The sequence below is a fragment of the Nocardioides dubius genome, from assembly GCF_039528155.1.
GTDB classification, from domain to species: Bacteria; Actinomycetota; Actinomycetes; order Propionibacteriales; family Nocardioidaceae; genus Nocardioides; species Nocardioides dubius.
In genome coordinates this window covers 163,440-188,436 of record NZ_BAAALG010000001.1, presented here as the reverse complement: position 1 = coordinate 188,436, position 24,997 = coordinate 163,440, and the positions used below count along the sequence as shown (strand labels likewise).

At 71.6% G+C, this 24,997-nt stretch carries 29 protein-coding genes; 18 read left to right on the top strand and 11 right to left on the bottom strand.

Annotation, left to right across the window (positions count from 1 at the left end; all coding sequences use genetic code 11):
• Window positions 1–6 precede the first annotated feature (6 nt).
• Complete coding sequence (locus ABD151_RS00845; RefSeq protein ID WP_343990290.1) at window positions 7–1,266, top strand: DUF445 domain-containing protein; 1,260 nt, start codon at window positions 7–9, stop codon at window positions 1,264–1,266.
• A gap of 40 nt (window positions 1,267–1,306) precedes the next feature.
• On the opposite strand, the gene ABD151_RS00840 is transcribed toward ABD151_RS00845, so the two are convergent.
• Window positions 1,307–1,999, bottom strand: a complete 693-nt coding sequence (locus tag ABD151_RS00840) for a hypothetical protein (protein ID WP_343990287.1) — start codon at window positions 1,997–1,999, stop codon at window positions 1,307–1,309.
• 122 nt (window positions 2,000–2,121) lie between these two features.
• On the opposite strand from ABD151_RS00840, the gene ABD151_RS00835 reads away from it, so the two are divergent.
• Complete coding sequence (locus tag ABD151_RS00835; protein ID WP_343990284.1) at window positions 2,122–2,358, top strand: RNA-binding S4 domain-containing protein; 237 nt, start codon at window positions 2,122–2,124, stop codon at window positions 2,356–2,358.
• A 20-nt stretch (window positions 2,359–2,378) separates the two neighbouring features.
• Here the strand turns inward: ABD151_RS00835 and ABD151_RS00830 are convergent, their stop codons facing one another.
• From ABD151_RS00830 to hisN, 3 genes are all read right to left on the bottom strand, one after another.
• Window positions 2,379–2,747, bottom strand: a complete 369-nt coding sequence (locus ABD151_RS00830; protein WP_343990281.1) for an FKBP-type peptidyl-prolyl cis-trans isomerase — start codon at window positions 2,745–2,747, stop codon at window positions 2,379–2,381.
• Between the two features lie 16 nt (window positions 2,748–2,763).
• Complete coding sequence (locus ABD151_RS00825; protein ID WP_343990278.1) at window positions 2,764–3,195, bottom strand: CBS domain-containing protein; 432 nt, start codon at window positions 3,193–3,195, stop codon at window positions 2,764–2,766.
• A 73-nt stretch (window positions 3,196–3,268) separates the two neighbouring features.
• Complete coding sequence (gene hisN, locus ABD151_RS00820; RefSeq protein WP_343990275.1) at window positions 3,269–4,156, bottom strand: histidinol-phosphatase; 888 nt, start codon at window positions 4,154–4,156, stop codon at window positions 3,269–3,271.
• 82 nt (window positions 4,157–4,238) lie between these two features.
• Here hisN and ABD151_RS00815 point away from each other — a divergent pair, with 82 nt between their 5' ends.
• Window positions 4,239–4,721: a hypothetical protein gene (locus tag ABD151_RS00815; RefSeq protein ID WP_343990273.1), complete on the top strand. Its 483-nt coding sequence runs from the start codon at window positions 4,239–4,241 to the stop codon at window positions 4,719–4,721.
• 12 nt (window positions 4,722–4,733) lie between these two features.
• On the opposite strand, the gene rsgA is transcribed toward ABD151_RS00815, so the two are convergent.
• From rsgA to ABD151_RS00800, 3 genes are read right to left on the bottom strand one after another with little or no spacing between them, the layout of a single operon-like run.
• A complete protein-coding gene (gene rsgA / locus ABD151_RS00810; RefSeq protein ID WP_343990270.1) occupies window positions 4,734–5,720 on the bottom strand; it encodes a ribosome small subunit-dependent GTPase A in 987 nt (328 codons plus the stop codon).
• Window positions 5,721–5,724: 4 nt separating this feature from the next.
• Window positions 5,725–6,999: a 3-phosphoshikimate 1-carboxyvinyltransferase gene (gene aroA / locus ABD151_RS00805; protein WP_343990267.1), complete on the bottom strand. Its 1,275-nt coding sequence runs from the start codon at window positions 6,997–6,999 to the stop codon at window positions 5,725–5,727.
• 32 nt (window positions 7,000–7,031) lie between these two features.
• Window positions 7,032–8,627, bottom strand: coding sequence for a sigma-70 family RNA polymerase sigma factor (locus tag ABD151_RS00800; RefSeq protein ID WP_343990264.1), 1,596 nt, complete (start codon window positions 8,625–8,627; stop codon window positions 7,032–7,034).
• Between the two features lie 179 nt (window positions 8,628–8,806).
• Here ABD151_RS00800 and ABD151_RS00795 point away from each other — a divergent pair, with 179 nt between their 5' ends.
• From ABD151_RS00795 to ABD151_RS00765, 8 genes are all read left to right on the top strand, one after another.
• Window positions 8,807–10,171, top strand: a complete 1,365-nt coding sequence (locus ABD151_RS00795; RefSeq protein ID WP_343990261.1) for a M15 family metallopeptidase — start codon at window positions 8,807–8,809, stop codon at window positions 10,169–10,171.
• Window positions 10,172–10,447: 276 nt separating this feature from the next.
• Window positions 10,448–11,014: a hypothetical protein gene (locus tag ABD151_RS00790; RefSeq protein WP_343990258.1), complete on the top strand. Its 567-nt coding sequence runs from the start codon at window positions 10,448–10,450 to the stop codon at window positions 11,012–11,014.
• A 34-nt stretch (window positions 11,015–11,048) separates the two neighbouring features.
• On the top strand, window positions 11,049–11,789 hold the full coding sequence (locus tag ABD151_RS00785; RefSeq protein ID WP_343990255.1) for an SOS response-associated peptidase: 741 nt from the start codon (window positions 11,049–11,051) through the stop codon (window positions 11,787–11,789).
• Window positions 11,789–12,427 (top strand): alpha/beta hydrolase family protein, encoded by a 639-nt coding sequence (locus tag ABD151_RS00780; protein ID WP_343990252.1) that lies wholly within the window; start codon window positions 11,789–11,791, stop codon window positions 12,425–12,427. Before ABD151_RS00785 ends, ABD151_RS00780 begins: the two co-directional genes overlap by 1 nt.
• Before the next feature lie 97 nt (window positions 12,428–12,524).
• Window positions 12,525–13,166, top strand: coding sequence for a sigma-70 family RNA polymerase sigma factor (locus ABD151_RS00775; RefSeq protein ID WP_343990249.1), 642 nt, complete (start codon window positions 12,525–12,527; stop codon window positions 13,164–13,166).
• Window positions 13,163–13,423, top strand: coding sequence for a mycothiol system anti-sigma-R factor (gene rsrA / locus ABD151_RS00770; RefSeq protein ID WP_343990246.1), 261 nt, complete (start codon window positions 13,163–13,165; stop codon window positions 13,421–13,423). Before ABD151_RS00775 ends, rsrA begins: the two co-directional genes overlap by 4 nt.
• Before the next feature lie 90 nt (window positions 13,424–13,513).
• Entirely contained in the window at window positions 13,514–13,588 is a 75-nt protein-coding gene (locus tag ABD151_RS21915; RefSeq protein WP_369759046.1) for a 50S ribosomal protein bL37, read from the top strand.
• A 99-nt stretch (window positions 13,589–13,687) separates the two neighbouring features.
• On the top strand, window positions 13,688–14,080 hold the full coding sequence (locus ABD151_RS00765; protein WP_343990243.1) for a thioesterase family protein: 393 nt from the start codon (window positions 13,688–13,690) through the stop codon (window positions 14,078–14,080).
• 55 nt (window positions 14,081–14,135) lie between these two features.
• Here the strand turns inward: ABD151_RS00765 and ABD151_RS00760 are convergent, their stop codons facing one another.
• From ABD151_RS00760 to ABD151_RS00745, 4 genes are all read right to left on the bottom strand, one after another.
• A complete protein-coding gene (locus tag ABD151_RS00760) occupies window positions 14,136–14,666 on the bottom strand; it encodes a flavin reductase family protein (protein ID WP_343990239.1) in 531 nt (176 codons plus the stop codon).
• Window positions 14,667–14,701: 35 nt separating this feature from the next.
• On the bottom strand, window positions 14,702–15,508 hold the full coding sequence (locus ABD151_RS00755) for a FadR/GntR family transcriptional regulator (protein ID WP_343990236.1): 807 nt from the start codon (window positions 15,506–15,508) through the stop codon (window positions 14,702–14,704).
• A gap of 75 nt (window positions 15,509–15,583) precedes the next feature.
• Window positions 15,584–16,576, bottom strand: a complete 993-nt coding sequence (locus ABD151_RS00750; RefSeq protein WP_343990233.1) for an LLM class flavin-dependent oxidoreductase — start codon at window positions 16,574–16,576, stop codon at window positions 15,584–15,586.
• Window positions 16,573–17,379 carry a hypothetical protein gene (locus ABD151_RS00745; protein ID WP_343990230.1) on the bottom strand — a complete coding sequence of 269 codons (807 nt, stop codon included), beginning with the start codon at window positions 17,377–17,379 and terminating at the stop codon, window positions 16,573–16,575. The genes ABD151_RS00750 and ABD151_RS00745 overlap by 4 nt, the downstream gene beginning before the upstream one ends.
• 199 nt (window positions 17,380–17,578) lie before the next feature.
• Between ABD151_RS00745 and ABD151_RS00740 the strand changes: the two genes are divergently transcribed.
• The 7 genes from ABD151_RS00740 (at window position 17,579) to ABD151_RS00710 (ending at window position 24,975) form a co-directional block, all read left to right on the top strand.
• Entirely contained in the window at window positions 17,579–19,213 is a 1,635-nt protein-coding gene (locus tag ABD151_RS00740; protein ID WP_343990227.1) for a class I adenylate-forming enzyme family protein, read from the top strand.
• A 39-nt stretch (window positions 19,214–19,252) separates the two neighbouring features.
• Window positions 19,253–20,050 (top strand): class II aldolase/adducin family protein, encoded by a 798-nt coding sequence (locus ABD151_RS00735; protein ID WP_343990224.1) that lies wholly within the window; start codon window positions 19,253–19,255, stop codon window positions 20,048–20,050.
• A 29-nt stretch (window positions 20,051–20,079) separates the two neighbouring features.
• Window positions 20,080–21,252 carry an alpha-hydroxy acid oxidase gene (locus ABD151_RS00730; RefSeq protein ID WP_343990221.1) on the top strand — a complete coding sequence of 391 codons (1,173 nt, stop codon included), beginning with the start codon at window positions 20,080–20,082 and terminating at the stop codon, window positions 21,250–21,252.
• Window positions 21,249–22,232, top strand: coding sequence for an NAD(P)-dependent oxidoreductase (locus tag ABD151_RS00725; protein WP_343990218.1), 984 nt, complete (start codon window positions 21,249–21,251; stop codon window positions 22,230–22,232). Before ABD151_RS00730 ends, ABD151_RS00725 begins: the two co-directional genes overlap by 4 nt.
• Window positions 22,229–22,750: a DUF7700 domain-containing protein gene (locus ABD151_RS00720; RefSeq protein ID WP_343990216.1), complete on the top strand. Its 522-nt coding sequence runs from the start codon at window positions 22,229–22,231 to the stop codon at window positions 22,748–22,750. The genes ABD151_RS00725 and ABD151_RS00720 overlap by 4 nt, the downstream gene beginning before the upstream one ends.
• Window positions 22,751–22,905: 155 nt before the next feature.
• Entirely contained in the window at window positions 22,906–23,790 is an 885-nt protein-coding gene (locus ABD151_RS00715) for a VOC family protein (protein ID WP_343990214.1), read from the top strand.
• Between the two features lie 9 nt (window positions 23,791–23,799).
• Window positions 23,800–24,975: an acyl-CoA dehydrogenase family protein gene (locus ABD151_RS00710; RefSeq protein ID WP_343990212.1), complete on the top strand. Its 1,176-nt coding sequence runs from the start codon at window positions 23,800–23,802 to the stop codon at window positions 24,973–24,975.
• Window positions 24,976–24,997: the final 22 nt, after the last annotated feature.

The window sequence follows — 24,997 nt, the reverse complement described above, 5'->3', positions numbered from 1 at the left end:
GCCTCGATGACGATTCCGTTGATCACCCCTGCCCCCGAAGCCGATGCCGAACGCCGCCGCGCCCTGCGCCGGATGCGCAGTGTGGCCTTGGGTCTGCTGCTGTTCGCCGCCGTCGTCTTCTGGCTGACCCGCGACGGCGAGGGCTTCTGGGGCTATGTCAACGCCGGTGCCGAGGCGAGCATGGTCGGCGCGATCGCCGACTGGTTCGCGGTGACCGCGCTCTTCCGCCATCCGCTCGGCCTGCCGATCCCGCACACCGCGCTGATCCCCAAGCGCAAGGACGACCTGGGCCGCGGCCTCGAGGAGTTCGTGGGCGAGAACTTCCTGCAGCCGCAGATCATCTCCGAGCGGGTGCTCTCCGCCGAGCCCACCCGCCGGGTCGGCGCCTGGGCAGCGGAGCCGGCCAACGCCCGCCGGGTGGTGGCCGAGGGCACCGAGCTGACCACCATCGCGCTGCGCAAGGTGAAGGACCAGCACATCGTCGAACTCGTGGAGCAGGCGCTGGTGCCGCGCTTCCGCGAGGAGCCGATCGCCCCGATCCTGGGCAGCTTCGTCACCGAGGCGGTCCGCGACGACCTGCACCACGGCCTGGTCGACCTCGCCCTGGAGGAGCTGCACGGCTGGCTCAGCGAGAACCACGACACCTTCACCGAGGTGCTCAGCGAGCGCGCTCCGTGGTGGGCGCCGCCGCGCCTCAACGACGCGGTCACCACCCGGCTGCACACCGAGGCGCTGCGCTGGCTGGACGACATCCGCCAGGACCCGCGGCACCGGGCCCGTCAGGCACTCGACTCGATGCTGCGCAAGCTCGGCGAGGACCTGCTCTTCGATCCCACGACCGCGCAACGTGCGGAGAGCCTCAAGCTGCGCCTGCTCGACCACCCGCAGCTGGCCGCCACCGCGATCTCCCTGTGGAAGGGGCTGCGCAACGCGCTGCTGGAGGCGCTCAAGGATCCGAGCGGTCCGCTGGCCCGCCGGCTGGAGAGCGAGCTGGCGGCGCTCGGCGAGCGGCTGCGCGAGGACCCGGAGCTGCAGCGGCGCCTCGACGCGATGGCCGCCGACCTGGTCGTCTTCGGCGTCGAGCGCTACGGCTCCGAGGTGACCTCGGTGATCACCCAGACCATCGAGCGCTGGGACGGCGACGAGGCGGCCCGGCGGATCGAGCTGCACGTCGGGCGCGACCTGCAGTTCATCCGGATCAACGGCACCATCGTCGGCGGCCTGGTCGGCGTGCTGATCCACGCGATCGCGCACCTGCCGATCTAGGCACGCTCGCCCCGCGACCGGGGCGAGCGAGCGGCGTGGATCAGCCCAGCTTCCAGCTGTAGCGCGCGGTGTTGACCAGCTCCAGATCGCGGTCGGCACCGAAGACCGCGATGCTCGCCATCATCTCGGAGAGCCGGCGCTTGAGCTCGGCCTTGTCGCCGCCGGAGCCGTAGAAGACGTGGAGGTCGGTGGCCGCCGCCTCGTGGAACAGCTCCTCGACGATCGCCGCCACCTGCTCGCTGGCCGCGCTCGGCGCCAGCACCGCGTGCAGCACCCGGTTCTGGACGTAGCCGAAGGTGTCCTGGGTCTCGATCGCCACCGTGGTGTGCGGGCCGTGCCAGTGCGCCAGCCAGTCGGCGTAGGGCAGGTCGGCCGGCTTGCGCAGCAGGGCCAGGTTGGCCATCGAGGCGACGCGCTCGCCGTCCGGGACCGACGGCGGGGTCAGCGGCACCCGCTCCTCGACCTCCCAGCCGCCGACCAGCGCGTCGAGCCCGAGCGCATCGGTGACCGCGACGGTGACCGCGGAGGTGATCGCGGCCTCGTCCTCGCCCCACACCGTCAGCAGGCCGGTGACCTTCTCCGGGAAGGACTGCAGGGCCATCGCCTCGGCGAAGGCGGGGTCGGGCACGTTGGCCTGGACGTCGGTGGCGCCGGCGGCGCGCAGACTCTCGCGGAGCGCCTCGCTGAGCAGGAGGCCGGCGCTGTCGGAGGTCAGGGCATAGATCAGCTTCATCCGAGGAGCGTGGCAGAGGTCACGCGATCGGGGAACGGGAAGTCCCAGTCAGGGGATCCTCGCGCGGGCCGCCCGGGGCCGCGGGTGCTGGATGCGCGCGGCCGGAGTGGGAGGATGGGCGGGTGGACGTGCCCATTCGTGACGAGTCGATCCGGCTCGGTCAGTTCCTGAAGCTTGCCAACCTCGTGGACAACGGGGCCGACGCCAAGGCGATCATCGCCGAGGGGCTGGTCTCGGTCGACGGCGAGGTCGAGACCCGGCGCGGCCGGCAGCTGGTGGCCGGCAACGTGGTCAGCCTGGCCGGGCAGAGCGCGACGGTGGCCACCGGAGAGGTCGCCGACGACGACCTCCCCTGGTGACCTGTCGCTGAGGAGCTGGGTCAGCTGACCTTGAGCAGGTCGACGACGAAGATCAGCGTCTCGCCGCCCTTGATCGCGCCCGGGGCGCCGCGGTCGCCGTAGGCCAGGTGCGGCGGGATGACGAGCTGGCGACGGCCGCCCACCTTCATGCCCTGCACGCCGGTGTCCCAGCCGGAGATGACCTGACCGACGCCGAGGCGGAACTGCAGCGGGGCGCCGCGGTTGTAGGAGGCGTCGAACTCCTCGCCGGTGGAGTGGGCGACGCCGACGTAGTGCACCGACACGGTGGACCCGGCGGTGGCCTCGTCGCCATCGCCGACGGTGATGTCGGTGATCACCAGGTCGCTGGGGGGAGTGGGGTCGAAGAACTCGATCTCAGGCTTTTCCATGGCGCCCACCCTACGGTCAGTTCTGGTGCAGGTAGTGATCGAGTTGGTCGCGCTCGAACTCGAGCTCGCCGATCCGGCTCTTGACGACGTCGCCGATGCTGACGATGCCGCTGAGGCGCCCATCGGTGAGCACCGGCACGTGCCGCACCCGGTGCTCGGTCATCAGCTGCATCAGGTCCGTCACCGCGTCGGCACCGGTGCAGGTGTGCACGGTGGGCGTCATGATGTCGAGGACCCGGGCGTCGAGCACCGAGGGGTTGGCGTGCAGGTGCCGGACCACGTCGCGCTCCGAGACGATGCCCGCGACCACCCCGGGCTCGGAGCTGACGATCAACGCTCCGACGTTGTGCTCGGCCAGCAGCGCGACCAGGTCGCGCACACTGGCCCCTGGGGCGATGGTGACCACCGCGCTCTCGGCCTTGCCTCGCAGAACATCGCTGATGCGCATCGCGCCTCCTAGCGGTGAGCCGATGTGACCTGACTCACCCGAGCGTAGCGAGATGGCGCCCGCTTGGACACCCTCAGCCGAGCGGAGGCTCCTCGCTCTGCTGCCGGCGGCGCTCGCTCAGGTCGTGCACCGAGCCGCCGTGCAGCCGGGTCACGTCGGGGTCCGCGGAGTCGTGCACCGAGCCGAGGAAGGCGAGCGCGGCCTCGTGCAGGTGGCCGTTGCTGGCCACCGCATTGCCGCCCCACGGGCCCGGAGCGCCGTCGAGTGAGGTGAAGCGACCGCCGGCCTCGCGCACGATGATGTCGAGGGCGGCCATGTCGTAGAGCTCGAGCTCGGGCTCGGCGGCGATGTCGACGGCACCCTCGGCGACCATCATGTAGGACCAGAAGTCGCCGTAGGCCCGGGTGCGCCAGCAGCGACGGGTCAGCGACAGGAAGCTCTCCAGCTGCCCGCGCTCCTCCCAGCCCGAGAGCGAGGAGTAGGAGAGGGAGGCGTCCTCGAGGCGGCGGACGTCGGAGGTGTGGCACTGGCTGGCCTTGAGCAGCGAGCGGCCGGTCCACGCGCCGTTGTCCTTGCTCGCCCACCAGCGGCGCTGCAGCTGCGGCGCGGAGACCACGCTGAGCACCACCTCGTCCTCGACGGCGAGTGCGATCAGGGTCGCCCAGACCGGCACTCCGCGGACGAAGTTCTTGGTTCCGTCGATCGGGTCGACGATCCAGCGCCGGGCCGAGGTGCCGGTGCTGCCCTGCTCCTCGCCGAGGACCGCGTCGCGCGAGCGCGCCCGCGACAGGGTGCGCCGGATGCCCTCCTCGACGGCCTGGTCGGCGTCGCTGACCGGGGTCAGGTCGGGCTTGCTCATCACATGCAGGTCGAGGGCCTTGAACCGTGCCTGCGTGATGGAGTCGGCGTCATCGGCCAGCACGTGGGCCAGGCGCAGGTCGTCGGTGTAGTCGGACGGCATGGGCCAAGGGTATGCGGCGCCACGTCGGGGCGCCGACACGGCAGCCGCAGAAGGGCGGAGGGCCGACGCTAGGATTCCCGCCATGGACATCAACGGCCTCCCGGCGCACCCCCTGGTCATCCACGCTGCCGTGGTGTTCGTCCCGTTGGCCGCGCTGTTGGCCGTGACCTACGCCTGCGTGCCGCGCTGGCGCTGGTCCACCCGCTGGCCGATGATCGTCGTCTCCGCGATCGGCCTGCTCTCGGTGATCGCCGCCTGGTGGTCGGGCCGTGAGCTCAAGGACGAGCGGATCGCCGCCGGCGCCGCTGCGGCCCGCTTCCACGAGCACCAGGAGCGCGCCGACATCCTGATCTGGGTCGCGGTCGTCTTCTTCGTCTTCGTGCTGATCGCCGCCTGGGCCCTCGGCGGCCCCTCGGCGCTCTCCTCGGGCCGCGGTGCGCGCGGCCACCACGCCGCGGTGATCGAGTGGCCCACCCTGGTGATGCTGGTGATCCTGTCGGTGCTGCTGTTCACGATGGCGATCTCCACCGGCGAGGCCGGGGCCAGGCTGGTCTACGGGGGCTGACCCGGCCTCGGCTCAGGGCTGCGACTCGCGCGCGGCCAGGAGCCGGCGGAAGGACTCCACCCGCTCCGGGTCGGCGTCGCCCTCGGCGACCGCGACGTCGAGCCCGCACTCGGGCTCGTCGGTGCCGTGGGTGCACCCGCGCGGACAGTCCTCGGTCATCTCGTCGAGGTCGGGGAACGCCTCGATCAGGCTCTCCGGCTGCACATGGGCCAGGCCGAAGGAGCGGATGCCGGGGGTGTCGATGATCCAGCCGGCGTCGTCGGGCAGCGGCAGCAGGTAGGCCGACGTCGAGGTGTGCCGTCCGCGCCCAGTGACCGCGTTCACGTGGCCCACCTCACGGTTCGCGGCCGGCACCAGCGCATTGACCAGGGTGGACTTGCCCACGCCGCTGTGGCCGATCAGCACGCTGGTGTGCCCGGCCAGGTGTGCACGCAGCTCGTCGAGATCGCCGCCGCGCTGGGTGACGACGTAGCGCACGCCGAGGGAGCGGTAGGTGGAGAGCAGCTCGTCGGGGGAGCGAAGGTCCGACTTGGTCAGGCAGAGCAGGGGCTGCATCCCGGAGTCGTAGGCGGCGACCAGGGCGCGGTCGATCAGCCGGGGCCGCGGCTCGGGGTCGGCCAGCGCGGTGACCACCACCAGCTGGGTGGCGTTGGCGACGATCACCCGCTCCACCGGGTCGGTGTCGTCGGCGGTGCGGCGCAGCGTGGTGGTGCGCTCGGTGACCTCGACGATCCGGGCCAGGCTGCCGTCGTCGCCGGAGACGTCGCCGACCACCCGGACCCGGTCGCCCACCACGACGCCCTTGCGGCCCAGGTTGCGCGACTTCATCGCCATCACCGTGCGGCCGTCCAGCAGCAGGGTGAACCGGCCGCGGTCGACGGTGATCACCACCGCGTCCACGGCGTCCTCGTGGGTGGGCCGGTTCTTGGTGCGGGGACGGGTACGACGACGCGGCCGCTCGTAGTGCTCGTGGTCGTGCTCGCTGTAGCGCCCCGCCATCGCGTCAGTCCTGCGCGGCGAACAGGTCGGCCCAGAAGCCTGGGAAGTCCGGGAAGGTCTTGCTGGTGGTGGTGACGTTCTCGACCAGGACGCCGTCGACGGCGGAGCCGAGGATCACCGCGGCGTGCGCCATCCGGTGGTCGGCATAGGTGGCGAAGGTGCCGCCGTGCAGGGGCGCCGGTCGCAGGGAGAGGCCGTCGCGATGCTCGACGACGTCCGCGCCGAGCCGGCCGAGCTCGGTGGCGAGCGCGGCGAGCCGGTCGGTCTCGTGGCCGCGGATGTGCTCGATGCCGCGCAGGTGCGAGGGGCTCTCGGCCAGGGCGCACAGCGCGGCCACGGCCGGGGCCAGCTCGCCGACGTCGTGCAGGTCGAGGTCGACGCCGCTCAGGGCGCCGTTGCCGGTGACGGTGAGGCCCTCGGCGTCGAGCCGCACGGTGCAGCCCATCGCGGTCAGGATCTCGCGCAGGGCGTCGCCGGCCTGGGTGGTCCGCTGCGGCCAGTCGAGCACCCGCACGGTGCCGCCGCTGGTCGCGGCCAGCGCCAGGAACGGCGCGGCGTTGGAGAGGTCGGGCTCGATCGTCTCGTCCGCGGCCTTGATGGTGCCGGGCGCCACCCGCCAGCGGTTGGGCTCGGAGTCGTCGACCTCGACGCCGTGGGCGCGCAGCATGGCGATCGTCATCTCGATGTGCGGCTGCGAGGGGACCGGCTTGCCGTCGTGCAGGACGTCGACGCCGTCGGCGTAGCGGGCACCGGCCAGCAGCAGCGCGGAGACGAACTGGGAGGAGGCCGAGGCGTCGATGACGACCTGGCCGCCGGGCACCGAGCCGGTTCCGGTGACGGTGAACGGGAGGCGGTCGGTGGCGGTGATGGTGACGCCGAGGCTGCGCAGCGCGGCCAGCATCACGCCGACCGGGCGGTTGCGCATGTGGGCGTCGCCGTCGAAGGCGACCTCGCCCGCGAAGAGCCCGGCCACCGGGGGCACGAATCGCATCACCGTGCCGGCCAGGCCGCAGTCGACGCTCGCCGAGCCGCTGCCGAGGCCCGGCGTGACGCGCCAGTCGTCTGCGGAGGTGTCCACCTCGGTGCCGAGCGCGGCGAGCGAGGCGGCCATCAGCAGGGTGTCGCGCGAGCGCAGCGCCCGGCGCACCACCGACGGACCGTCGGCGAGGGCGGCCAGGATCAGCGCGCGGTTGGTCAGTGACTTCGAGCCCGGCAAGGAGACAACGAGATCGACAGGTCGGTTCGCGCGCGGCGCAGGCCAGGGATCGAGGATCGTCACCGGCTCAGCCTATCGGCGTTGCGTCGGCGCACTCATCGGGCGGGCGAACTCCAGGTGTTGTTGCCGTCGTCGGAGTCCTCGAAGCCGTTCGCGGTCAGGGTGAGCGTGATCTGCTCCCAGGGTCCGAGGGTCACCCAGCCCTTGAAGCCGGGACGCGTGGCGTCGAGCGTGCAGACCGCGACCGGGCTCAGCGGACCGCCGCTCTGGCAGAACGGGGGCAGCTCCGCGGTGAGGCCGAGCGGGCTGGTGCTGACGATCCGCAGCTCGGCACTGCCGCCCGGCGGGTAGCCGCTGCTGCTCACCGTGAGCATGCCGCCCGAGAAGCCGTTGGACATGTGTGCGCTGAGCACCAGGTCGCGCGGGACGGGCGTCGGGGTGGGCGTCGGTGTCGGCGTCGGCGTGGGCGTGGGCGTGGGCGTCGGGGTGGGCGTGGGCTCGTTGCTCTCGCTGGGCTGCTCCGGCTTCGGGTCCGGCGGCGTCGAGGTCGGCTCCACCGGCGCCGGCGCGCTCGTCGGCTCGCTGCTGGGCGCGGTGGTCGTGGCCGGGGCCTCCACGACCGGCTGAGCCGGAGCCTTCGTGGCGACCGGCTTGCGCGACGGCTTCGGCTTCGGCTTCGCGGGACGCGTGTCGGGTGAGGCCTCGACCGCGTCGGGGGTGGAGATCGCGGTCTGCGGCCGGTCGGACTGCGGCTTCGGGTCGCCGTTGGGGATGGTGACCGCGAGCGTGGTGCCCACCGCGACGGTGGCCGCCACCCCGGCGACGGCGACGCCCTGGGTGTTGGCGAGCACGAACTCCTTGGTGCGATCGAGCAGGAGCAGCACGCCGCCCTTGGCGGCCAGGGCACCGCTGCCGGCCAGGTAGGCGGCACCGGCGGTGCCCAGCAGCAACGGCGCCAGCAGCGCGCCCAGGCTGGAGTTGACCTCGGTCAGCTCGAGGTAGATGGCCATGCAGCGGCGGCACTCGTCGAGGTGCGCCTCGACCTTCGCGGTGTCACGCCGTGACAGGCCCTTGCGGACGTAGCCCCCGAGGTGGTCGTTGGTCCACCGGCAGCCGTCGTCCTCGATCTCCTGGGCGTGCGAGGTGAGGAACGCCTGGCGCAGGCCCTCGCGGGCCCGGTAGGCGAGTGCGGAGACGGAGTTCGCCGACATGCCGAGGATCGCGGCCACCTCGGCCGGCTTCTGGCCCTCCACCTCGGTGTGCCACAGCACCAGCTGCCAGCGCTCGGGCAGCGAGGCGAACGCCTTCGCGGCAGCCTCGTTCTCGAAGCCCTCGATGGCGGTGTCGCGGAACGGCACCCCGGGGTCGAAGGCCTCCATGTCGTCGGTGGTCTGCAGCCGGGCGTTGCCGCGGATCCGGTCCACGTGCAGACGGCGGATCGCGGTGAGCAGGTAGGCGCGGAAGGCGACGTCCGGGCCGCCGCCGTTCTGCAGCACGCGCAGCACCTTGGCGAAGGCGTCGGAGACGAGATCGTCGGCGTCCGACTGCGAGGTCAGTTGGCGGGCCAGCCGGCGGGCCGAGGCGACATGGCGCTCGAAGAGCCGGCCGTAGGCGGACACGTCGCCGTCGCGGACGGCCGAGATCAGCTCGGCATCGCCCACCAGGTCGGCATCGGCAAGGGTCTCGCTCACGTACCTTCAACGTTCGACTCAGCAATTCATGACGGGACCGAGCCTAGTCCTCGTTCTGCCTGATCGGGGACGTGATCGCGGCAGTGCCGCCATGCCGAGGAGCGGGCGGTGGCGCCGCGCGTACCCGATTTCGGCTAGCGTCCTAGGCGCGCACCTCGTTGTCGACTCGGGAGTAGGACGTGGACGCACGACTGGAACGCGGGCCCATTGCCCGTGCCCGGCGCCTTGCCGTGGTGATCGCCGCCGTCTGGGCGGGCCTGGTGGCGACGGCGCTGGTCGTTCCCGCCGCGGCGGCCGAGCCGGTCGCGACCCGGCTGACGGCGAGCTCGCCGGCGGGGCCGGCCGGAACCACGACGACGGTGCGGGTGGTGCTCGCCGAGCAGTCGGCGGCACCGGTCGCGGACGCCGAGGTGGTCCTCGAGCGGGTCCTCGACGGCACACCGGTCCGGCTCGCCGGTCGCACCGGCGCCGACGGCGTCGCCGAGGTCGCGGTGCCGATCGCGGCCACCGGTGCGGAGAACCTGCTCACCGTCAGCTTCGCCGGCACCAGCACCCATGCGCCGAGCAGCATCGAGCACCAGCTGCGGCTGACCCCGGCGAAGAGCCGGATCACGCTCCGCGCGCCGTCCGGGGTGGTGCAGGGCAAGCAGGCGACCTTCACCGCCACCTGGGTGACGCCGAGCGGGATCGCCGTCGCCGGCGTCCGGCTGAGCCTGCAGCGCAAGGACGGCTCGCGCTGGCGGCCCGCCGGCACCGGCACCACCGACCGCGCCGGCGTCGCCCGGATCGCGCTGACTCCGCGCAGCAGCGCCCGGTACCGGATCGCCGCACGGGCCACGGCGCTCGCCACCGCTCCCGCCTCCTCGGCGGTCTCGGTCCGGTTGCGCCCGACCATCGCCGCGGTCACGCTGCCCAAGGGCGCGCCCGCGCCGCGGGTGAAGCTGCCGCCGCAGCCGCTGGCCTTCTCCAGCACCGCCAACCCGGTCACCACCCGGATCCCGGACCGGGTCTGGCGCACCATGGTGGGGCGCAGCTGGCACCGCGGCTGCCTGGCGCGCAGCTCGCTGCGCCTGGTGCGGGTCAACTACTGGGACTACCGGGGCTTCCGGCGCCGGGGCGAGCTGGTGGTCGCGCGTGCGGTCGCGCCGAAGATGGCCAAGGCGTTCACCGCGCTCTACGATGCCCGGCTGCCGGTGCGCTCGATGTACCGGGTCGACCGGTTCGGCTGGTCCAAGCGGCTGCATGGCGCCGACGACTACGCCTCGATGGCCGCCGGCAACACCTCGGCGTTCAACTGCCGCAACGTGGTCGGCCGCCCGGGGGTGCTCAGCCCGCATGCGCGCGGACGCTCCCTGGACCTGAACCCGTGGGAGAACCCCTACGCCAGCCCTCGCGACGGGTGGGTGCCGAACCGCTGGTGGGTCTCGCGCTGCCACGCCACGGTCGGCTGGTGCACGTCCTCGCACCGGGTGGTGCGCACCCTGCGTGCGGCCGGACTGCGCTGGACCTACGGGACCCGCGATCGCCACCACTTCGATGGGTGAGCCTGTGCTGGATGAAAAGCCTGTGCTAGATGAAAAGAATGTGCCGAACTCCGCGTCATGGTGCCGCTGCGACGACGTCTCATCCGTGAACGACCAGGGGGCAGGACACTGAGAAGGGGGAGGGCCGTGGGCTTCTTTGCGACACGATCGCGAGGCGCCACGGGCGACCCCGGGGCCGACCAGCTGCCGGCACGGATCGCGCGCAACGTACCGCCGCGATTCCTCGCCGTCGCGGAGGCGTTGGCCGCGGGGTCGCACACTCAGGGAGCGTGCGAGGTGACCGGCCGGGCGCTGGCCCGCGACGGCATCTCGCTCAGCGAGGCGCTGGACGGGCTGCGGGAGACGGCCCACCTGGTGCTGGGGGCCGATCCGCACTTCGACGAGCTGCGGGCGTTGAGCGAGGCCTGGAGCGAGGCCACGCTGAGCTACCTGAGCCAGCTCTCGTGCACCGATCCGCTGACCGGGCTCTCCACGCTCGCCCACCTGCGCACCGCGGTGGCCGACCTCTACCGCGATCCGGCCACCGCCGTCGAGACCGACCACGCCCTCGTCGTCGTCGAGGCGCCACCGGCCAGTGCCAGCGAAGGCGCCCCGATCACCCATGCCATGCAGATGATGCGGCTGGGGGAGTCGGCGCGCACCGTCTTCGCACATGGGCAGACGATCGGCGCGGTCGGAGCCCGCCGGGTGGTGGTGCTCGCCGCCCGGGACGCCAACCTCGCGCGCCGCGCGACCCTGCTGCGCCGGATGACCGGACAGGACCGGGCCCGGGTCTGGATCGAGGGCCTGCCGGACAGCGACTTCGCCGCCGCGCTCCTGCTCGACGACCTGACCCGCGACTGACGTCGCCCGGGTGCGCCGGCACTAGGCTGGCCCCATGTGCGGTCGCTATGCATCGTCGCGTCGGGCCGAGGACCTGATCGACGAGTTCGAGGTCGAGGAGAGCGTGCTCGCCGCTCCGCTGGAGCCCGACTACAACGTCGCGCCGACCAAGGAGGTCTACGCGGTGCTGGAGCGGCCGGCCAAGCAGGAGCGTCCGCAGCAGCGCCAGCTGCGCGCGCTGCGCTGGGGTCTGGTCCCGTCCTGGGCGAAGGACGCAGCGATCGGCAACCGGATGATCAACGCCCGGATGGAGACGGTCGCCGAGAAGCCTGCCTACCGGCGGGCCTTCGCCTCGCGGCGCTGCCTGCTGCCGGCCGACGGCTACTTCGAGTGGTACCCCAGCGAGCAGCTCAACGCCAAGGGCAAGCCGATCAAGCAGCCGTTCTTCATCCATCCCGCCGACGACGGCGTCCTGGCGATGGCCGGCCTCTACGAGATCTGGCGCGACCCGGCGGTGGCGGACGGCGACCCGCAGCAGTTCCGCTGGACCTGCACGGTGATCACCACCGACGCCGAGGACTCGCTCGGCCACATCCACGACCGGATGCCGCTGATGGTGCCGCGGGAGCGCTGGTCGGACTGGCTCGACCCCCAGCCGCACGACGCCGAGAGCCTGCTCGGCCTGCTGGAGCCGGCCGCGCCCGGCCGGCTGGTGGCGCAGCCGGTCTCGCTGGCGGTCAACAACGTGCGCAACAACGGACCCGAGCTGATCGCTCCCTTGCCCGCGGAGGCCTGATGACGACGACCTCGATCGAGACGCCGGGCGGGCCCGGGCTGCTGTATCGCGCCGACGCTGCCGCGCCGGTGGCGACGCTGCTGGTCGGACACGGCGCCGGGGCCGGCGTCGACACCGCCGACCTGGAGGCGCTGGCCGATCAGCTGCCCGGTCGCGGGATCACGGTGGTCCGCTTCGAGCAGCCGTGGAAGGTGGCCGGGCGCAAGATCGCCGGCCCGCCGGCCAGCCTCGACGTCGCCTTCACCGCGGCTGCGGCCGCGCTCGAGCGCACCGTCCCGCTGATCGTCGCAGGCCGCTCCGCGGGCGCCCGCAGTGCGGCCCGCACCGCGGGTGCGCTCGGTGCTGCCGGCCTGCTGGCGCTGGCGTTCCCGCTGCACCCGCCGGGCAAGCCCGAGCGCTCCCGGCTGCCGGAGCTGCTGGACGCGGGGGTGCCGACCCGGGTGATCCAGGGCGAGCGGGACGCCTTCGGGCGCCCCGAGGAGTTCCCCGACGACGTCGACGTGGACGTGGTGCCGGTGGCTGGGGCCGACCACTCCTTCAAGGTGGCCAAGTCGGCACCGACCGACCGGGAGCAGGCGTTGGCCACGCTGGTCGAGGCCGCCGCGACGTGGATCCTCGCCCAGGTCGCCCGGAGTTGAGCGGGGTGGGAATCAATTCCGTGCGAGGTTGGTTGACCCAGACGTGCTCGCCGTACTCGATCGTCCCGACAGCGGCCCTGCCGTAGGCTGGGACGCGATGACTGAATCCCTCACCAGCGACGTCGACATGAGCGACGTCGACCTGGCCAATGAGACCGATGCCCAGCGTTCGCTGCGCTTCGAGCGCGACGCCATGCCCTACCTCGACCAGCTCTACTCGGCCGCGATGCGGATGACCCGCAACCCGGCCGACGCGGAGGACCTGGTCCAGGAGACGTTCGCGAAGGCATTCTCGGCGTTCCACCAGTACAAGCCCGGCACGAACCTCAAGGCCTGGCTGTACCGGATCCTGACCAACACCTTCATCAACACCTACCGCAAGAAGCAGCGGCAACCGCAGCAGTCCATGGCCGAAGAGGTCGAGGACTGGCAGCTGCACCGCGCCGAGTCGCACACCTCGACGGGCCTCAAGTCCGCCGAGACCGAGGCGCTGGAGCATCTGCCGGACTCGCAGGTCAAGGAGGCTCTGCAGCGGCTCCCCGAGGAGTTCCGGCTCGCCGTCTACCTCGCCGATGTGGAGGGTTTTCCGTACAAGGAGATCGCCGAGATCATGGACACTCCGATCGGCACGGTGATGTCGCGTCTGCACCGCGGACGCCGTCAGCTCCGTGACATGTTGAGCGACTACGTGCGTGACAACAGCCTGCTGCGCCTCGACCGGGAGGGTGAGGACGCATGAGCAACCTTGAACCCGAAGACTGCGCCGACTACCTCGAGCGGATCGTCTTCCTGATCGACAACGAGCTGGACGAGGCCGACTGCTCGGTGGTGCGCGTGCACCTCGAGGAGTGCGCGCCCTGCCTGCAGAAGTACGACCTCGAGCGCACCGTCAAGCAGGTCGTCGCCCGCTCCTGTGCCGAGAACGCCCCTCAGGGCCTGCGCGACCGGGTGCTGCTGCAGCTGCGCGAGGTGCAGCTGCGGATCACCGAGGGGTGAGGCCGGTCCGTCTCGTCACCGTGCCCGATTGGCACCGACGGGGCCGGACCTGAGACAATGGCGTGAGTAGTTCGATCCCAGGAGGACACCATGGGCAAGACCGGTCGCAAGCGCCGCGCGCGCAAGAAGAAGGGCGCGAACCACGGCAAGCGCCCCAACGCCTGATCGATCCGATCACGCGACAACACGTTCCCCCGAGCCAGCTGGCGGCGGGGGTTCTGTGTTCTTGCAGCCCCTGCACGCCGATGCGGCAGGATGACGCCCATGGGAACCGCCGATCCGCTCCGTGCCAGCGCCCGCTTCACCGTCACCGACGAGGACACCGCGCAGGCCGTCGGCTCAGGCAGCCTGCCCGTTCTCGGCACGCCGCGGCTGCTGGCCTGGTGCGAGTCGGTCACCTGTGCCGCGATCGAGCCGCTGCTGACCCCAGGGCGCACCAGCGTCGGCACCCGGGTCGACCTGGAGCACCTGGCTGCCAGCGGAGTCGGCGCCGAGATCGAGGTCGAGGTCTCCGCCGCCTACACCGAGCCGCGCCTGGTCCGGTTCACGGTCGCTGCCCGGATGGGCGCCAAGCTGGTCGGCTCCGGTGAGATCACCCGCGTCGTCGTCGACGCCGAGCGGTTCCTGTCCCGTCTCTCCCCGAGAGCGCAGAAATAGCACGCGAGGGCGCACCAATGGTGCGCCCTCGCGTGCCACTTCTGCGCCCTCGGGCCTACTCCCAGCCCCAGCCCAGGGTCAGGGTGTCGACGGCGATCTCGTGGCGGATGCCGACCTTGCCGCGGAAGAAGAGCATCGGGTCGCCGCCGGCGCCGAGCTCCAGGTCGGTGACCCGGCCGACGATGATGTCGTGGTCGCCGCCGGGCAGCACCTCGTGCACCTCGCAGTGCACCCGGAGCAGCACGTCGGGCAGCGACGGCGTGCCCTGGTGCGAGTAGTGCCAGTCCAGGCCCTCGAAGCGCAGGCCGCGGCTGGAGCCGAACCGGTTGACCAGGTCCTCCTGCTGCTCGGCCAGGACGTTGACGGTGAAGCGGCCGGTGGGCGCGATCTGCGGCCACGAGCGGCCGCGATGGTCCACGCAGATCAGGATCAGCGCCGGGTCGAGGGAGAGCGAGGCGAACGACTGGCAGGCGAACCCGAGGGGAGCCCCACTCTCGTCGACTCCGGTCACCACGGTGACCCCGCTGGCGAACTGACCCATGCAGGTTCGCATCAGCATGGGGTCGATGGTGGTGGCGGTAGCCATGGTGGGGCCTCCTGGGGCGGGGTCGGGATGGGTGGTCAGTTGGAGGAGCTGATGAAGCGGGTGCGCACCGAGGTGGGGGAGATCAGCACGTCGAGGTCCTCGCCCGTCGGGTAGCTCTGGGAGACCTCCAGATGCTTCAGTGCGATGGAGCGGGCGAGCTCGGCGTCGCCCGCGGCGATCGCATCGATCAGCTGGCGGTGCTCGTCGAGCGCGTGCAGCCGCTCGGTGCGGGGCAGGGAGCTGGTCTCGCGGTTGTGGCTGGCCCACTGGGACTCGTGCGAGCTCCACAGCGACTCCAGAGCACCGGCCAGCATGGCCAGGGACTCGTTGCCGCACAGGTCGACGACCGCCTCGTGGAACATCCGGGACAGGGTGGTCACCTCGACCAGGTTGTCGACCACCTTGACCGCGCGCTCGTGCAGGCGGGTGAGCACCGGGATCACCTCGATCATCCGGTCCTCGCGCAGCGCGCAGGCGGCGGCGCAGGCGGGCTCGACCTCGCGCAGCGCCTTGGCCACATCGGTGATCGGGACGCCGCGTCCGGCCAGGGCCATGCCCAGGCTGTAGGCGACGTGCTCGGCGTCGGGGCGGTGCACCACGGCGCCGCCGATCGCGCCGCGCCGGACGGTGATCAGTCCCTCCGCCTCCAGCACGCGCATCGCTTCGCGGAAGGTGGGCTTGCTGACCGCGTAGTGGCCGCGCAACGACTCCTCGACCGGGAGCTCGGTGGCCTCGGCCAGGTCTCCGACGAGGAGACGGGTGCGCAGGTCGTCGGCGATCTGCTCGGCCAGGCGGGCGAAGCGGACCGCGCCGGTCGGGGGAGCGCCTTCTCGAGGGGTCATGCCTTCCTCTCATCCACGTCGGTTAGCAGCAACTTTGGCATTCGGACACGTTGACGTTACGGGAGCGGGACCCGCTCAGGTTGCAGGACCCGGGGAACTGGTGCCGAGTCGTGTCGCCAGATCGCCGAAGATCAGGGTCATGTGCTCGGCCGCGACGGCGTCCGGCATGGCCGCCACCGAGGCCCAGAAGTAGAGGTGACGGATCGGCGCGGCGGCGCACAGCGCACCCAGGGTGCTGGCCGCGGCGTCGACGTCGACGACCCGCAGGCCGCGCGAGGCGGGGTCGAGCATCTGGCCGACCAGCTCGTCGAGGTCGGCCGGGGCCACCACGCTGCCGTCGGTGACCCGCGCCTGGGCGTAGGTGCGCAGCTGGTGGGCGTAGTGCGGTGCGACGATCCGCGCGGTGCGCTCCGGGTCGCGGGCCAGGAGCATCGGGATCATCCCGCCCATGGTGGCGATCGCGGGGTCGTGGCCGCCCTCGGCCAGCCCCTCGCGGTAGGGATCCAGCAGGGCCGCGTTCGGTGCCAGCAGTCCGACGCCGAGGCGTCCGGCGCGGCGGGCGCCCTGTGGACCCTGGTAGCCCAGCCAGAGCGGGAGCCGCTGCTGCACCGGAGGTGGGTTGAGGGCGCCGTCCCACAGGTCGGCCTTCAGCTCGCGGATCTTCTCGTCGGCCAGCGTCATCCGCTTGCCCAGGTCCTTGCCGAAGAGGGCGAACTCCTCGGCGGCATAGCCGGCGCCGACGCCGAGCTCGAGCCGGCCGCCGCTGAGCTGATCGATCAGCGCCGCCTGCTCGCTGATGTGACGAGGGTGGCGCATGCTGGCCAGCAGGACGCCGGTGCCCAGGCGGACCCGGGAGGTCCGCGCTGCGGCGGCGGCGAGGAAGGTGAGCGGCTGGCTCAGGTAGCCGTCCTCGAAGTTGTGGTGCTCGGTGGCCCAGACGGAGCCCGCGCCGAGACGCTCGGCCTCGACGACCTGGTCCAGCGCGGAGCCGATCACCGTGGACCACTCGCGACCCCAGGCTGCGGGGTTGCGGACGTCGAAGAGGAGTCCGAGCGTGGGGGTGCTCATCGGCCCTCTCCCGCGAACCAGTCCCACTGCCAGGGGGTGATCGTCTCCAGCGCGCCGACGAACCGGGTGGCGCCGGGCTGCTTGGTGGGCGCGCTCAGCGCGATCGCCGGGTCGTGGTCACGCAGTCGCTGCAGGACGACGGCAGGCGGGTCGATCTCGGTGGTCGCCCAGATCACCCGCATGATCCGCTCGTTGCCGGTGCCCTGGGCGGCCTCGCGGGCCTGCCAGGCGGCGGGCGCCAGCTCGGGGGCGCTGTGCAGCGCCCAGGCCGCACTGATCCCGGGGACCTCCGCCAGCGCCGGCAGCAGCACGTCCAACTCCCAGGCGCTGCGCTCGTGCAGTGCGCTGCGGGAGATGGCGCCGCCGATCTCGGTGGCGATCATGATCACCCCGGTAGCCGGGCGGAAGCGGAGAGCGCGCTCGTTGAGGCGCAGGGTGGGGGAGACCGCGGTGCCGACGACCTGGAAGAAGTCCATGTAGGCGCGATCCAGCAGGTCGATGTCGGGGCGTCGTCCCTCGCGGAAGGACTGCTCGGCGAACTCCGCCCAGACGTCGACGGCGGCCGGCACCGGCTCGTCGAACCAGTACAGGTTGGCGTAGTGGAAGTCGGTGAAGTCACCGGCCGCGGCGGCGGTGCGCGCCAGCTCGGGGGTCTGCACGAAGCGCTCGCCGTGGGCGACGCCTTCGAGTGCCAGGTTCTCCGGGCGATGGTCGAGCTGATGCCAGGCGTTGATGGCCTGGTGGTGGGCGACGTCCTTGGCCTTGGACAGGCTCAGGAACGCCACCCGTGGCGCGGGCAGCATGCGGCGACTCCTTTCGAAGTGAATCGTATGGAAGATTTGCACAACCAGGGACGTCTGGCAAGTGGTATGCCCAACTGTTTCTCTCGCCGTCCGCTCCGCGTGACTCCCGCGTAACGCAGGCGAGATATTCGGGCGAAAGGGAAAGTCGAGCGGCACTCCGGGTTGACATGCGTCACATAGAAGATCTAGAACATTCCACATGAGTTTGTTCGATACGGAGCAGGCCGCCGAGTTCCGGCGGCGCGGCTGGTGGAGTGACGAGACGCTGTCCGAGGCGGTAGCGGCCAACGCTGCCCGCGTTCCCGGTGGGATCGCCTACACCAGTGCGGAGCTCGCGATCACCTGGTCGCAGTTCGACCAGCGTGCCGACGAGCTCGCCCGGCGCCTTGCCGGCGCCGGGGTGACCCCGGGGAGCCGGGTCGCGGTCTGCATGAGCGACGGGATCGAGATCCACGTCGTCTTCGTCGCGATCGAGCGGCTCGGCGCCACGATCGTCGGCATCGGCGCCAAGGCCGGTGTCCGCGAGGTGGCCCACCTGGTCAACCAGAGCCAGTGCCAGGCGCTGATCACGCTGGCCCGCCACGACGGCAAGGACGCCGGCACCCTGGCCACCGATCTGGCCGAGCGGGGCATCCGGCTCACCCACCTGGTGCTGGAGCTGGACCCCGACAGCGTGCGCCTGCGCCGTGCGGCGGCCGACGACACCGAGCTGTGGGAGGTCGAGCCCGCGGCGCTGCCCGACGTCGCCGCCCATCCCGACGCGCTCTTCCTGGTCAACTCGACCTCCGGCACCACCGGCCTGCCCAAGGCCGTCATGCACACCCAGAACCGGTGGCACTACTTCCACACCCAGGCGGTGGCCAACGGTGCGCTGGAGCGGGGCGAGGTGATGCTCTCGATCGTGCCGGCGCCCTTCGGGTTCGGCCTGTGGACCTCGCACGTGACCCCGATCAAGCTGGCCGCCCAGACCGTGGTGATGCCGAAGTTCTCGCCGCGCGAGGCGGCCCGGCTGATCCAGGAGCACCGGGTGACGGTGCTGTGCTGCGTGAGCACGCAGTTCATCATGATGCTGGCCGACTCCTCGCTCGAGGAGTTCGACATGAGCTCGCTGCGCGTGGTCTTCACCGGCGGCGAGGCGGTGCCCTACGCCCAGGCGGTGGAGTTCGAGGAGCGCACCGGCGCCACCATCCTGCAGTTCTACGGCTCGAACGAGACCGGTCTGCTCAGCGGCACCAACCTCAACGACTCCGCGGAGAAGCGGTTGCGCACCGCCGGGCGGATCGCGCCGGAGATGAACGTGCGGCTCTACGAGGGCAGCACCGAGGTGACCTCCTCGGGGCGCGGCCAGCCGGCCTGCTTCGGCCCGGCGCTCTCGCTCGGCTACCTCGACGACGAGGACGCCAACACCAAGCTGTTCACCGACGACGGCTGGATGCTGATGGGCGACATCTGCGAGATCGACGACGAGGGCTACCTGAGCGTGGTCGGCCGGATCTCCGAGTTCGTGGTCCGCGGCGGCAAGAACATCAGCCTGGCCGTGGTCGAGGCCGATGCGCTCACCCACCCGGCGATCCGGCACGCCGCCGCGGTCGCGATGCCGGACCCGGTGCTCGGTGAGCGGGTCTGTCTCTTCGCCGAGCTGCACACCGGCGCCGAGCTCGACCTCGACACGCTGCTCGCCCACCTCACTGCCCAAGGCGTCTCGCGCGAGCTCTTCCCCGAGCGCCTGGAGATCACCCCCGAACTACCCCGCTCGAGCGGAGCCAAGGTCGCCAAGGGCGAGCTGCGCACGCTGATCGCCGAGAAGGTCTCGGCGGAGCTCGCCGCGCGCTGATCGCTCCGGCGTCCGCCCCCACTGCACAGGAGACATGAGATGACGAATTCCACTGCTACCTTCCACGAGGACCCGGTCCGTCGCGGCGGCCTCGACGTCTGGGCCCCCTCGGTGATGCCCCAGGTCACCGAGAAGGAGCTCACCGACGAGCAGCGCCTCGCCATCGCCTTCCGGCTGTTGGCCCGGGAGGGCTTCTCGGAGAACATGGCCGGCCACATCACCTGGCAGCGCCCCGGGGAGACCGACATGCTGGTCAACCCCTGGGGTCTGTGGTGGAGCGAGGTCGGCGCCTCCGACATCTGCGTCGTCGACGAGGACGCCTCGGTGGTCTCGGGTCGCTGGGACGTGACGCCGGCGATCCACATCCACACCGAGCTGCACCGGATGCGCGAGGACGCGCGGGTCGTGGTGCACAACCACCCCTACTACGTCTGCGTGCTGGCGGCGATCGGCAAGCTGCCGGAGCTGGTGCACCAGACCGGCTCGATGTACCTGGACGACCTGGTCTTCGTGGAGGAGTACGGCGGCGAGATCGACACCCCGCTGCTGGCCCAGGAGCTCGCCGAGCAGATCGGCGACGCCAAGGTGGCCGTGCTGGCCAACCACGGCGTGATCGTGACCGGCGCCGACGTCACCGAGGCGACCTATCGCGCGGCCTCCTTCGAGCGCGCCTGCAAGCTCGCCTACGACGTGATGGTCTCCGGCTTCACGCCGCTGCAGATGCCGCGCGGCGCGATGCTCGGGATGAAGGAGTCGCTGCTCGAGCGCGCGGCCGAGGTCTACTGGGGCGGCGCCACCCGCAGCCTGCTCCGGTCCGAGCCGGAGGTGCTGGCCTGAGCGTCAGGCGCGCTGCTCGGATCAGCTCGGTGCCGCACGCGCGCGAGTGGGCGCAGCGCAGGCTCCCGCGCCCCGTCTTCGACGTGGTCGAGGGGGCGGCGGAGCGTGAGGTCACCGAGCGCCGCAACCGATCGGCGTTCGAGGCGCTCACCTGGCAGCAACCGGTGGGCGTGCAGGTCGGCGCCGTCGACACCGGCACCGAGCTGCTCGGGCAGCGGCTCAGTGCGCCTCTGCTCACCGCACCCTGCGGACTGGCCGGCGCGGTGCACCCGGATGCCGAGCCCGGCGTCTTCGCTGCGGCTGCGGCGACGGGTGTGGGTGCGGTGCTGTCGACGACGGCGACCCGGTCCCTGGAGCAGGTCGCTGCCCGGGGCGGCCATCGCGACGGCTGGTTCCAGTGCTATTTCCTGGGTGGGCGCTCCGGCGCCGAGCAGCTCCTCGAGCGCGCCGCGGGAGCGGGCTACCGCACCTTGGTGCTCACCCTGGACACCCCCGTGCCGGGGATCCGCTACCGCGACGCGGGGCACGGGCTCACCCTGCCGATGGCCTATCGGGTGCCGACCATGGCCCGGCTCGCGCCGCAGGTGCTCACCCGCCCGCACTGGCTTGCCGGCGTGGCACGGCGCCCCTCCACCTTGGGCATGGGCAACGGCCTGCACGGCGTCGCGGGTGGGGGACTGGATCGTCTCTTCGCCGAGGTGCCCACCTGGGCCGACCTGGCCTGGGCCCGTGAGCGCTGGTCCGGGCCGATCGTGGTCAAGGGCTTGACCCGGGTCGAGGACGCCCGCCGTGCGCTGGCCGAGGGTGCCGACGCGATCGCCGTCTCCAACCACGGTGGGCGGCAGCTCGACGGCCAGCCGGCGACCATTGCGGCGCTGCCGGCGATCGTCGACGCCGTCGCCGGTGACGTGCCCGTGCTGCTCGACGGCGGAGTGCGCAGCGGTGCCGACATCGCTCGCGCGATCGCTCTGGGCGCCAGCGCGGTGATGGTCGGGCGCGCCTACCTGTACGGACTGGCGATCGCCGGCGAGGCCGGAGTGCGCCGGGTGCTCGAGCTGCTGATCCACGAGCTCACCCAGACCATGCGCCTGCTGGGCATCGCCGATCTCGACGCACTGCGCCAGGTCGAGCTCAATGTGACCTCAGCGTCGAGTTTTGCCGCAAAAGCCAGCGCTGAGGTCACATTGAGGGGTGTGCGATGAGGTTGGCACTGTTGGAGCCGGCCGGCCTGCATGCGCCGGGTGCGCGGGAGCGGCTGGTGGCCCGGCTGCGGGAGCGACTGCCCGACTGGCAGATCGACGCCTGGGCGGACGGCGAGCAGCCCCCGGCCGACTACCCCTGGGATGAGGTGCGGGCGGCCACCTGCTTCGACCTGGACGGCGAGCAGGCCAATCGGATGACCGGGCTTCAGCTCCTGCAGAGCGTGACCACCGGCGTCGAGCGGCTGCCGGTCGCCGAGTCGGCCGCCCGCGGGGTCGCGGTGTGCAACGCCGCCGGCACCGCGGCGCGGGAGATCGCCGAGTTCGTGATCGCCCGGGTGCTCGCCGATGCCAAGCGGCTCGGTGAGCTTGCCGCGGCGCAGCGCGAGCGGCGCTGGCTGGCCGGCTACGGAGAGGCGGCACACGGTGCGGAGCTGGTGCTGATCGGCTTCGGCCCGATCTGCCAGCGGATAGCCGGGCTGGCTGCCGGCCTCGGGATGACCGTGCGCGTGGTGCGCCGCACGCCTGGCCCGCGACCCGGCGACGGCGTGGTCGAGGAGGTCGCCTTCGCGGAGCTGCCGCGGCTGCTCGGCGAGGCCCGGTACGTGGTCTCGGCAGTGCCCGAGACGCCCGAGACCATCGGCCTCTTCGACGCCGAGCTGCTGGCCCGGATCGCCGACGGCGCCCTGCTGGTCAACGTCGGCCGGGGGAGCCTCGTCGACGAGCCGGCCCTGGTCGCGGAGTGCCGCTCCGGCCGCCTGCGCGCCGCGCTGGACGTCGTCGCCGTCGAGCCGCTGCCGGCCGACAGCGACCTGTGGGCGGTGCCCGGCCTGGAGATCTCCGGCCACTGCGCCAGCGTGCCCACCCGTGCGCTCGCCGCCGTCGGCGAGCTCTTCTTGGACAACGTTCTCCGCCTCCAGGCGGGCGAATCCCTACGCAACCAGATCGCCGGGCCGACCGGCGACGAGAAGGAGTCACCATGACCATGAGTTCCGTCCCCAGCGGCATCGAGGCCTACTTCCTCGGCCGCTCCTACGACGTGATGCCGATCCCGATGGACCCGGCGCACTGCGTGGAGGTGCCGGCCGGGCCGCTGCTCTTCATCGTGGAGTCCCGTCGGCTGACCGACGAGGCGATCAACGCCAACGCGATGGACCGCGGTCGCCCCGACGCCACCTACGACAGCGGCATCCACGACGGCGGCGCGTGCGTGCACGTGCTGGGCGCCGAGGACCGTCTCGAGTGGCTGCGCTTCGACTGCTTCGACAACGAGCCGCACTACCACTACATCCGCAACGCGGACCAGTCCAACGTGGTGGTCCGCTTCGACCAGTTCGCCGAGGGCGACCCGGAGGCGTGGACCGTCGGTCGCCTGCGCAACAACCTTCCGCCGATGCTCCGCCACGCCGGCGCCGAGCAGCTGGCCGACACCGTCGCGGCCGAGGATCTGAGCGCTGCGGTGGACCAGGTCGCGGGGATTCTGGCCCGTCTTCACGGCTGAGCTCAAGAATCTTTAAAAAGATCTTGAACATAATGGGCTGCCGGGCTTACGCTTGTGACTGCGATCACCCTACCGGCTCGGCGGCTCTCTCGCAGCACCCGTTGCGAGCTCTTTTTTTGCTCTGATTAATGTCCTAGAACATTTCAAGGATCAACATGAAAATTCACTCCCTTGGCTACCTGGTCGTGACGAGCACCGACCTGGCTGGCTGGAAGAAGTTCGGCACCGACATCCTCGGCATGACCGTGGGCGCCCAGGACTCCGACGCCGAGCTCTGGCTGCGTGCCGACGAGCGGGCCCACCGTGTCGTGATCGAGGCCGGCGCCAGCGACGAGGTCGCCGCCATCGGCTGGGAGGTCCGCAACGACGTCGAGCTGGAGGCGCTGGTCGCCGACTTCGACGCGGCCGGCATCTCCTACGAGCGCCCCGAGGGCCTGGCCGCTCGGCGCGCCGTGGAGGACCTGGTCCGGGTGATCGACCCCGCCGGCTACGTGCTGGAGTTCTACTGGGGCCACCAGGTCGCCCAGCAGCTCTTCTCCTCGCCCAACGCCGTCGGCGGCTTCAAGACCGGCGACCAGGGCCTGGGCCACGTGGTCCTGGCCGCTGCCCCGTTCGAGGAGAGCAACCGCTTCTACCGCCGCACGCTGGGCTTCGGCCTCACCGACTTCGCGGACATGGGAGGCACCCCCGGCCACTTCCTGCACACCAACGCGCGCCACCACAGCCTCGCGCTGATCGGCTGCGACAAGTCGGCCTGGTTCGTCAAGGGCGGCCTGATCCACCTCATGGTCGAGCTCAACGACCCCTCGGACGTCGGCCGCGCCCACGACCGCGCCAAGGCCGCCGACATCGAGTTCTTCGAGACCATCGGCCAGCACGCCAACGACGAGATGTTCTCGTTCTACATCAACTCGCCGGCCGGCTTCCCGATCGAGGTCGGCTCGGGTGCCATCGAGGTCGACCCGGCCACCCACACCTCGGTCAACATCCCCTTCCCGGACATGTGGGGCCACCAGGTCCTCAACGTCCCCCAGCAGTGAGGCACGGCGATGAGCAACACGGTTATTGAGAACCTCGAGAAGATCAAGGCCCAGGTCGCCGGCCTGGCCGAGGAGGCCGAGCAGCTCGGCAAGCTCCCCGACGAGACGGTCCGCCTGCTCAAGGGCTCCGGCCTGACCCGGATGATGCAGCCGAAGGAGTACGGCGGCATCGAGTCGACCCCCGGCGAGTACATCGAGGCCGTGATGGCGGCCGGTGCACTCGGCTGCTCGGCTGCGGGCTGGGTCGGCGGCGTCGTCGGCCTGCACCCGTGGGAGGTCGGCGTGATGGACCCGCGGGTCCAGGAGGAGGTCTGGGGCACCGACCAGGACAGCTGGATCGCCTCCCCGTACGTGGCCCTGGGCCGCGCCAAGCGCGTCGACGGAGGCTTCCGGTTCAGCGGCCGCTGGACCTTCTCCTCGGGCAGCGACCACGCCGAGTGGGTGCACCTGGGCGGCCTGATCGAGGACGCGAACGGCGAGGTCACGCTGGGAGCCGACCACCACTTCCTGATCCCGCGCAGCGACTTCCAGATCGTGCCGGACTCGTGGGACACCGTCGGTCTGCGCGGCACCGGCTCCAACGACCTGATCGTGGACGACGTCTTCGTGCCCGAGTACCGCGTGCTGGAGTACGCGACCGTGGTCGACGGCACCGCCGCCGCGAAGGTCGGCAAGGCGGACAACCCGCTCTACGCGATGCCGTGGTTCACGCTGTTCGGCAACGCCGTCAGCGCGACCGTCGTCGGCATCTGCGAGGGTGCTCTCGCAGCATGCGTGGACTACCAGCGTGAGCGCGCCGATGTCTTCGGCACCAAGATCACGCAGGACTCCTTCACCCTGCCGAGCATCGGCGAGGCGGCCTCTGAGATCCGGGCCAGCCGCCTGCAGATCCTGGACAACGTGAACCGCGTCTACGACGTCCTGGCCAAGGGCGGCACCCCGTCGCTGGCCCTGCGTGCGGAGTCGCGTCGTGACCAGGTCCGCGCCAGCTGGCGCGCGGTCGCCGCGGTGGACTCGCTGTTCGCCCGCACCGGCGGCAACGCGATCCGCTCCGACAAGCCGCTGCAGCGGCTGTGGCGCGACGCCCACGCCGGCCTCAACCACGCCGTCAACCTGCCCGGGCCGACCTACCAGGTGGCCGCGCTGTCGCTGATGGGCTTCGACCCCGAAGGCGCCCTTCTCTGAGCTGGCTCCGCAACGACCTGGT

Bases quoted from the DNA above. Each gene is read 5' to 3' on its own strand.
- ABD151_RS00845 (WP_343990290.1), top strand. From the start codon at position 7: ATGACGATTCCGTTGATCACCCCTGCCCCCGAAGCCGATGCCGAACGC.
- ABD151_RS00840 (WP_343990287.1), bottom strand. From the start codon at position 1,999: ATGAAGCTGATCTATGCCCTGACCTCCGACAGCGCCGGCCTCCTGCTC.
- ABD151_RS00830 (WP_343990281.1), bottom strand. From the start codon at position 2,747: ATGGAAAAGCCTGAGATCGAGTTCTTCGACCCCACTCCCCCCAGCGAC.
- ABD151_RS00825 (WP_343990278.1), bottom strand. From the start codon at position 3,195: ATGCGCATCAGCGATGTTCTGCGAGGCAAGGCCGAGAGCGCGGTGGTC.
- hisN (WP_343990275.1), bottom strand. From the start codon at position 4,156: ATGCCGTCCGACTACACCGACGACCTGCGCCTGGCCCACGTGCTGGCC.
- ABD151_RS00815 (WP_343990273.1), top strand. From the start codon at position 4,239: ATGGACATCAACGGCCTCCCGGCGCACCCCCTGGTCATCCACGCTGCC.
- rsgA (WP_343990270.1), bottom strand. From the start codon at position 5,720: ATGGCGGGGCGCTACAGCGAGCACGACCACGAGCACTACGAGCGGCCG.
- ABD151_RS00785 (WP_343990255.1), top strand. From the start codon at position 11,049: ATGTGCGGTCGCTATGCATCGTCGCGTCGGGCCGAGGACCTGATCGAC.
- ABD151_RS00780 (WP_343990252.1), top strand. From the start codon at position 11,789: ATGACGACGACCTCGATCGAGACGCCGGGCGGGCCCGGGCTGCTGTAT.
- ABD151_RS00775 (WP_343990249.1), top strand. From the start codon at position 12,525: ATGACTGAATCCCTCACCAGCGACGTCGACATGAGCGACGTCGACCTG.
- rsrA (WP_343990246.1), top strand. From the start codon at position 13,163: ATGAGCAACCTTGAACCCGAAGACTGCGCCGACTACCTCGAGCGGATC.
- ABD151_RS00765 (WP_343990243.1), top strand. From the start codon at position 13,688: ATGGGAACCGCCGATCCGCTCCGTGCCAGCGCCCGCTTCACCGTCACC.
- ABD151_RS00760 (WP_343990239.1), bottom strand. From the start codon at position 14,666: ATGGCTACCGCCACCACCATCGACCCCATGCTGATGCGAACCTGCATG.
- ABD151_RS00755 (WP_343990236.1), bottom strand. From the start codon at position 15,508: ATGACCCCTCGAGAAGGCGCTCCCCCGACCGGCGCGGTCCGCTTCGCC.
- ABD151_RS00750 (WP_343990233.1), bottom strand. From the start codon at position 16,576: ATGAGCACCCCCACGCTCGGACTCCTCTTCGACGTCCGCAACCCCGCA.
- ABD151_RS00745 (WP_343990230.1), bottom strand. From the start codon at position 17,379: ATGCTGCCCGCGCCACGGGTGGCGTTCCTGAGCCTGTCCAAGGCCAAG.
- ABD151_RS00740 (WP_343990227.1), top strand. From the start codon at position 17,579: ATGAGTTTGTTCGATACGGAGCAGGCCGCCGAGTTCCGGCGGCGCGGC.
- ABD151_RS00735 (WP_343990224.1), top strand. From the start codon at position 19,253: ATGACGAATTCCACTGCTACCTTCCACGAGGACCCGGTCCGTCGCGGC.
- ABD151_RS00725 (WP_343990218.1), top strand. From the start codon at position 21,249: ATGAGGTTGGCACTGTTGGAGCCGGCCGGCCTGCATGCGCCGGGTGCG.
- ABD151_RS00720 (WP_343990216.1), top strand. From the start codon at position 22,229: ATGACCATGAGTTCCGTCCCCAGCGGCATCGAGGCCTACTTCCTCGGC.
- ABD151_RS00715 (WP_343990214.1), top strand. From the start codon at position 22,906: ATGAAAATTCACTCCCTTGGCTACCTGGTCGTGACGAGCACCGACCTG.
- ABD151_RS00710 (WP_343990212.1), top strand. From the start codon at position 23,800: ATGAGCAACACGGTTATTGAGAACCTCGAGAAGATCAAGGCCCAGGTC.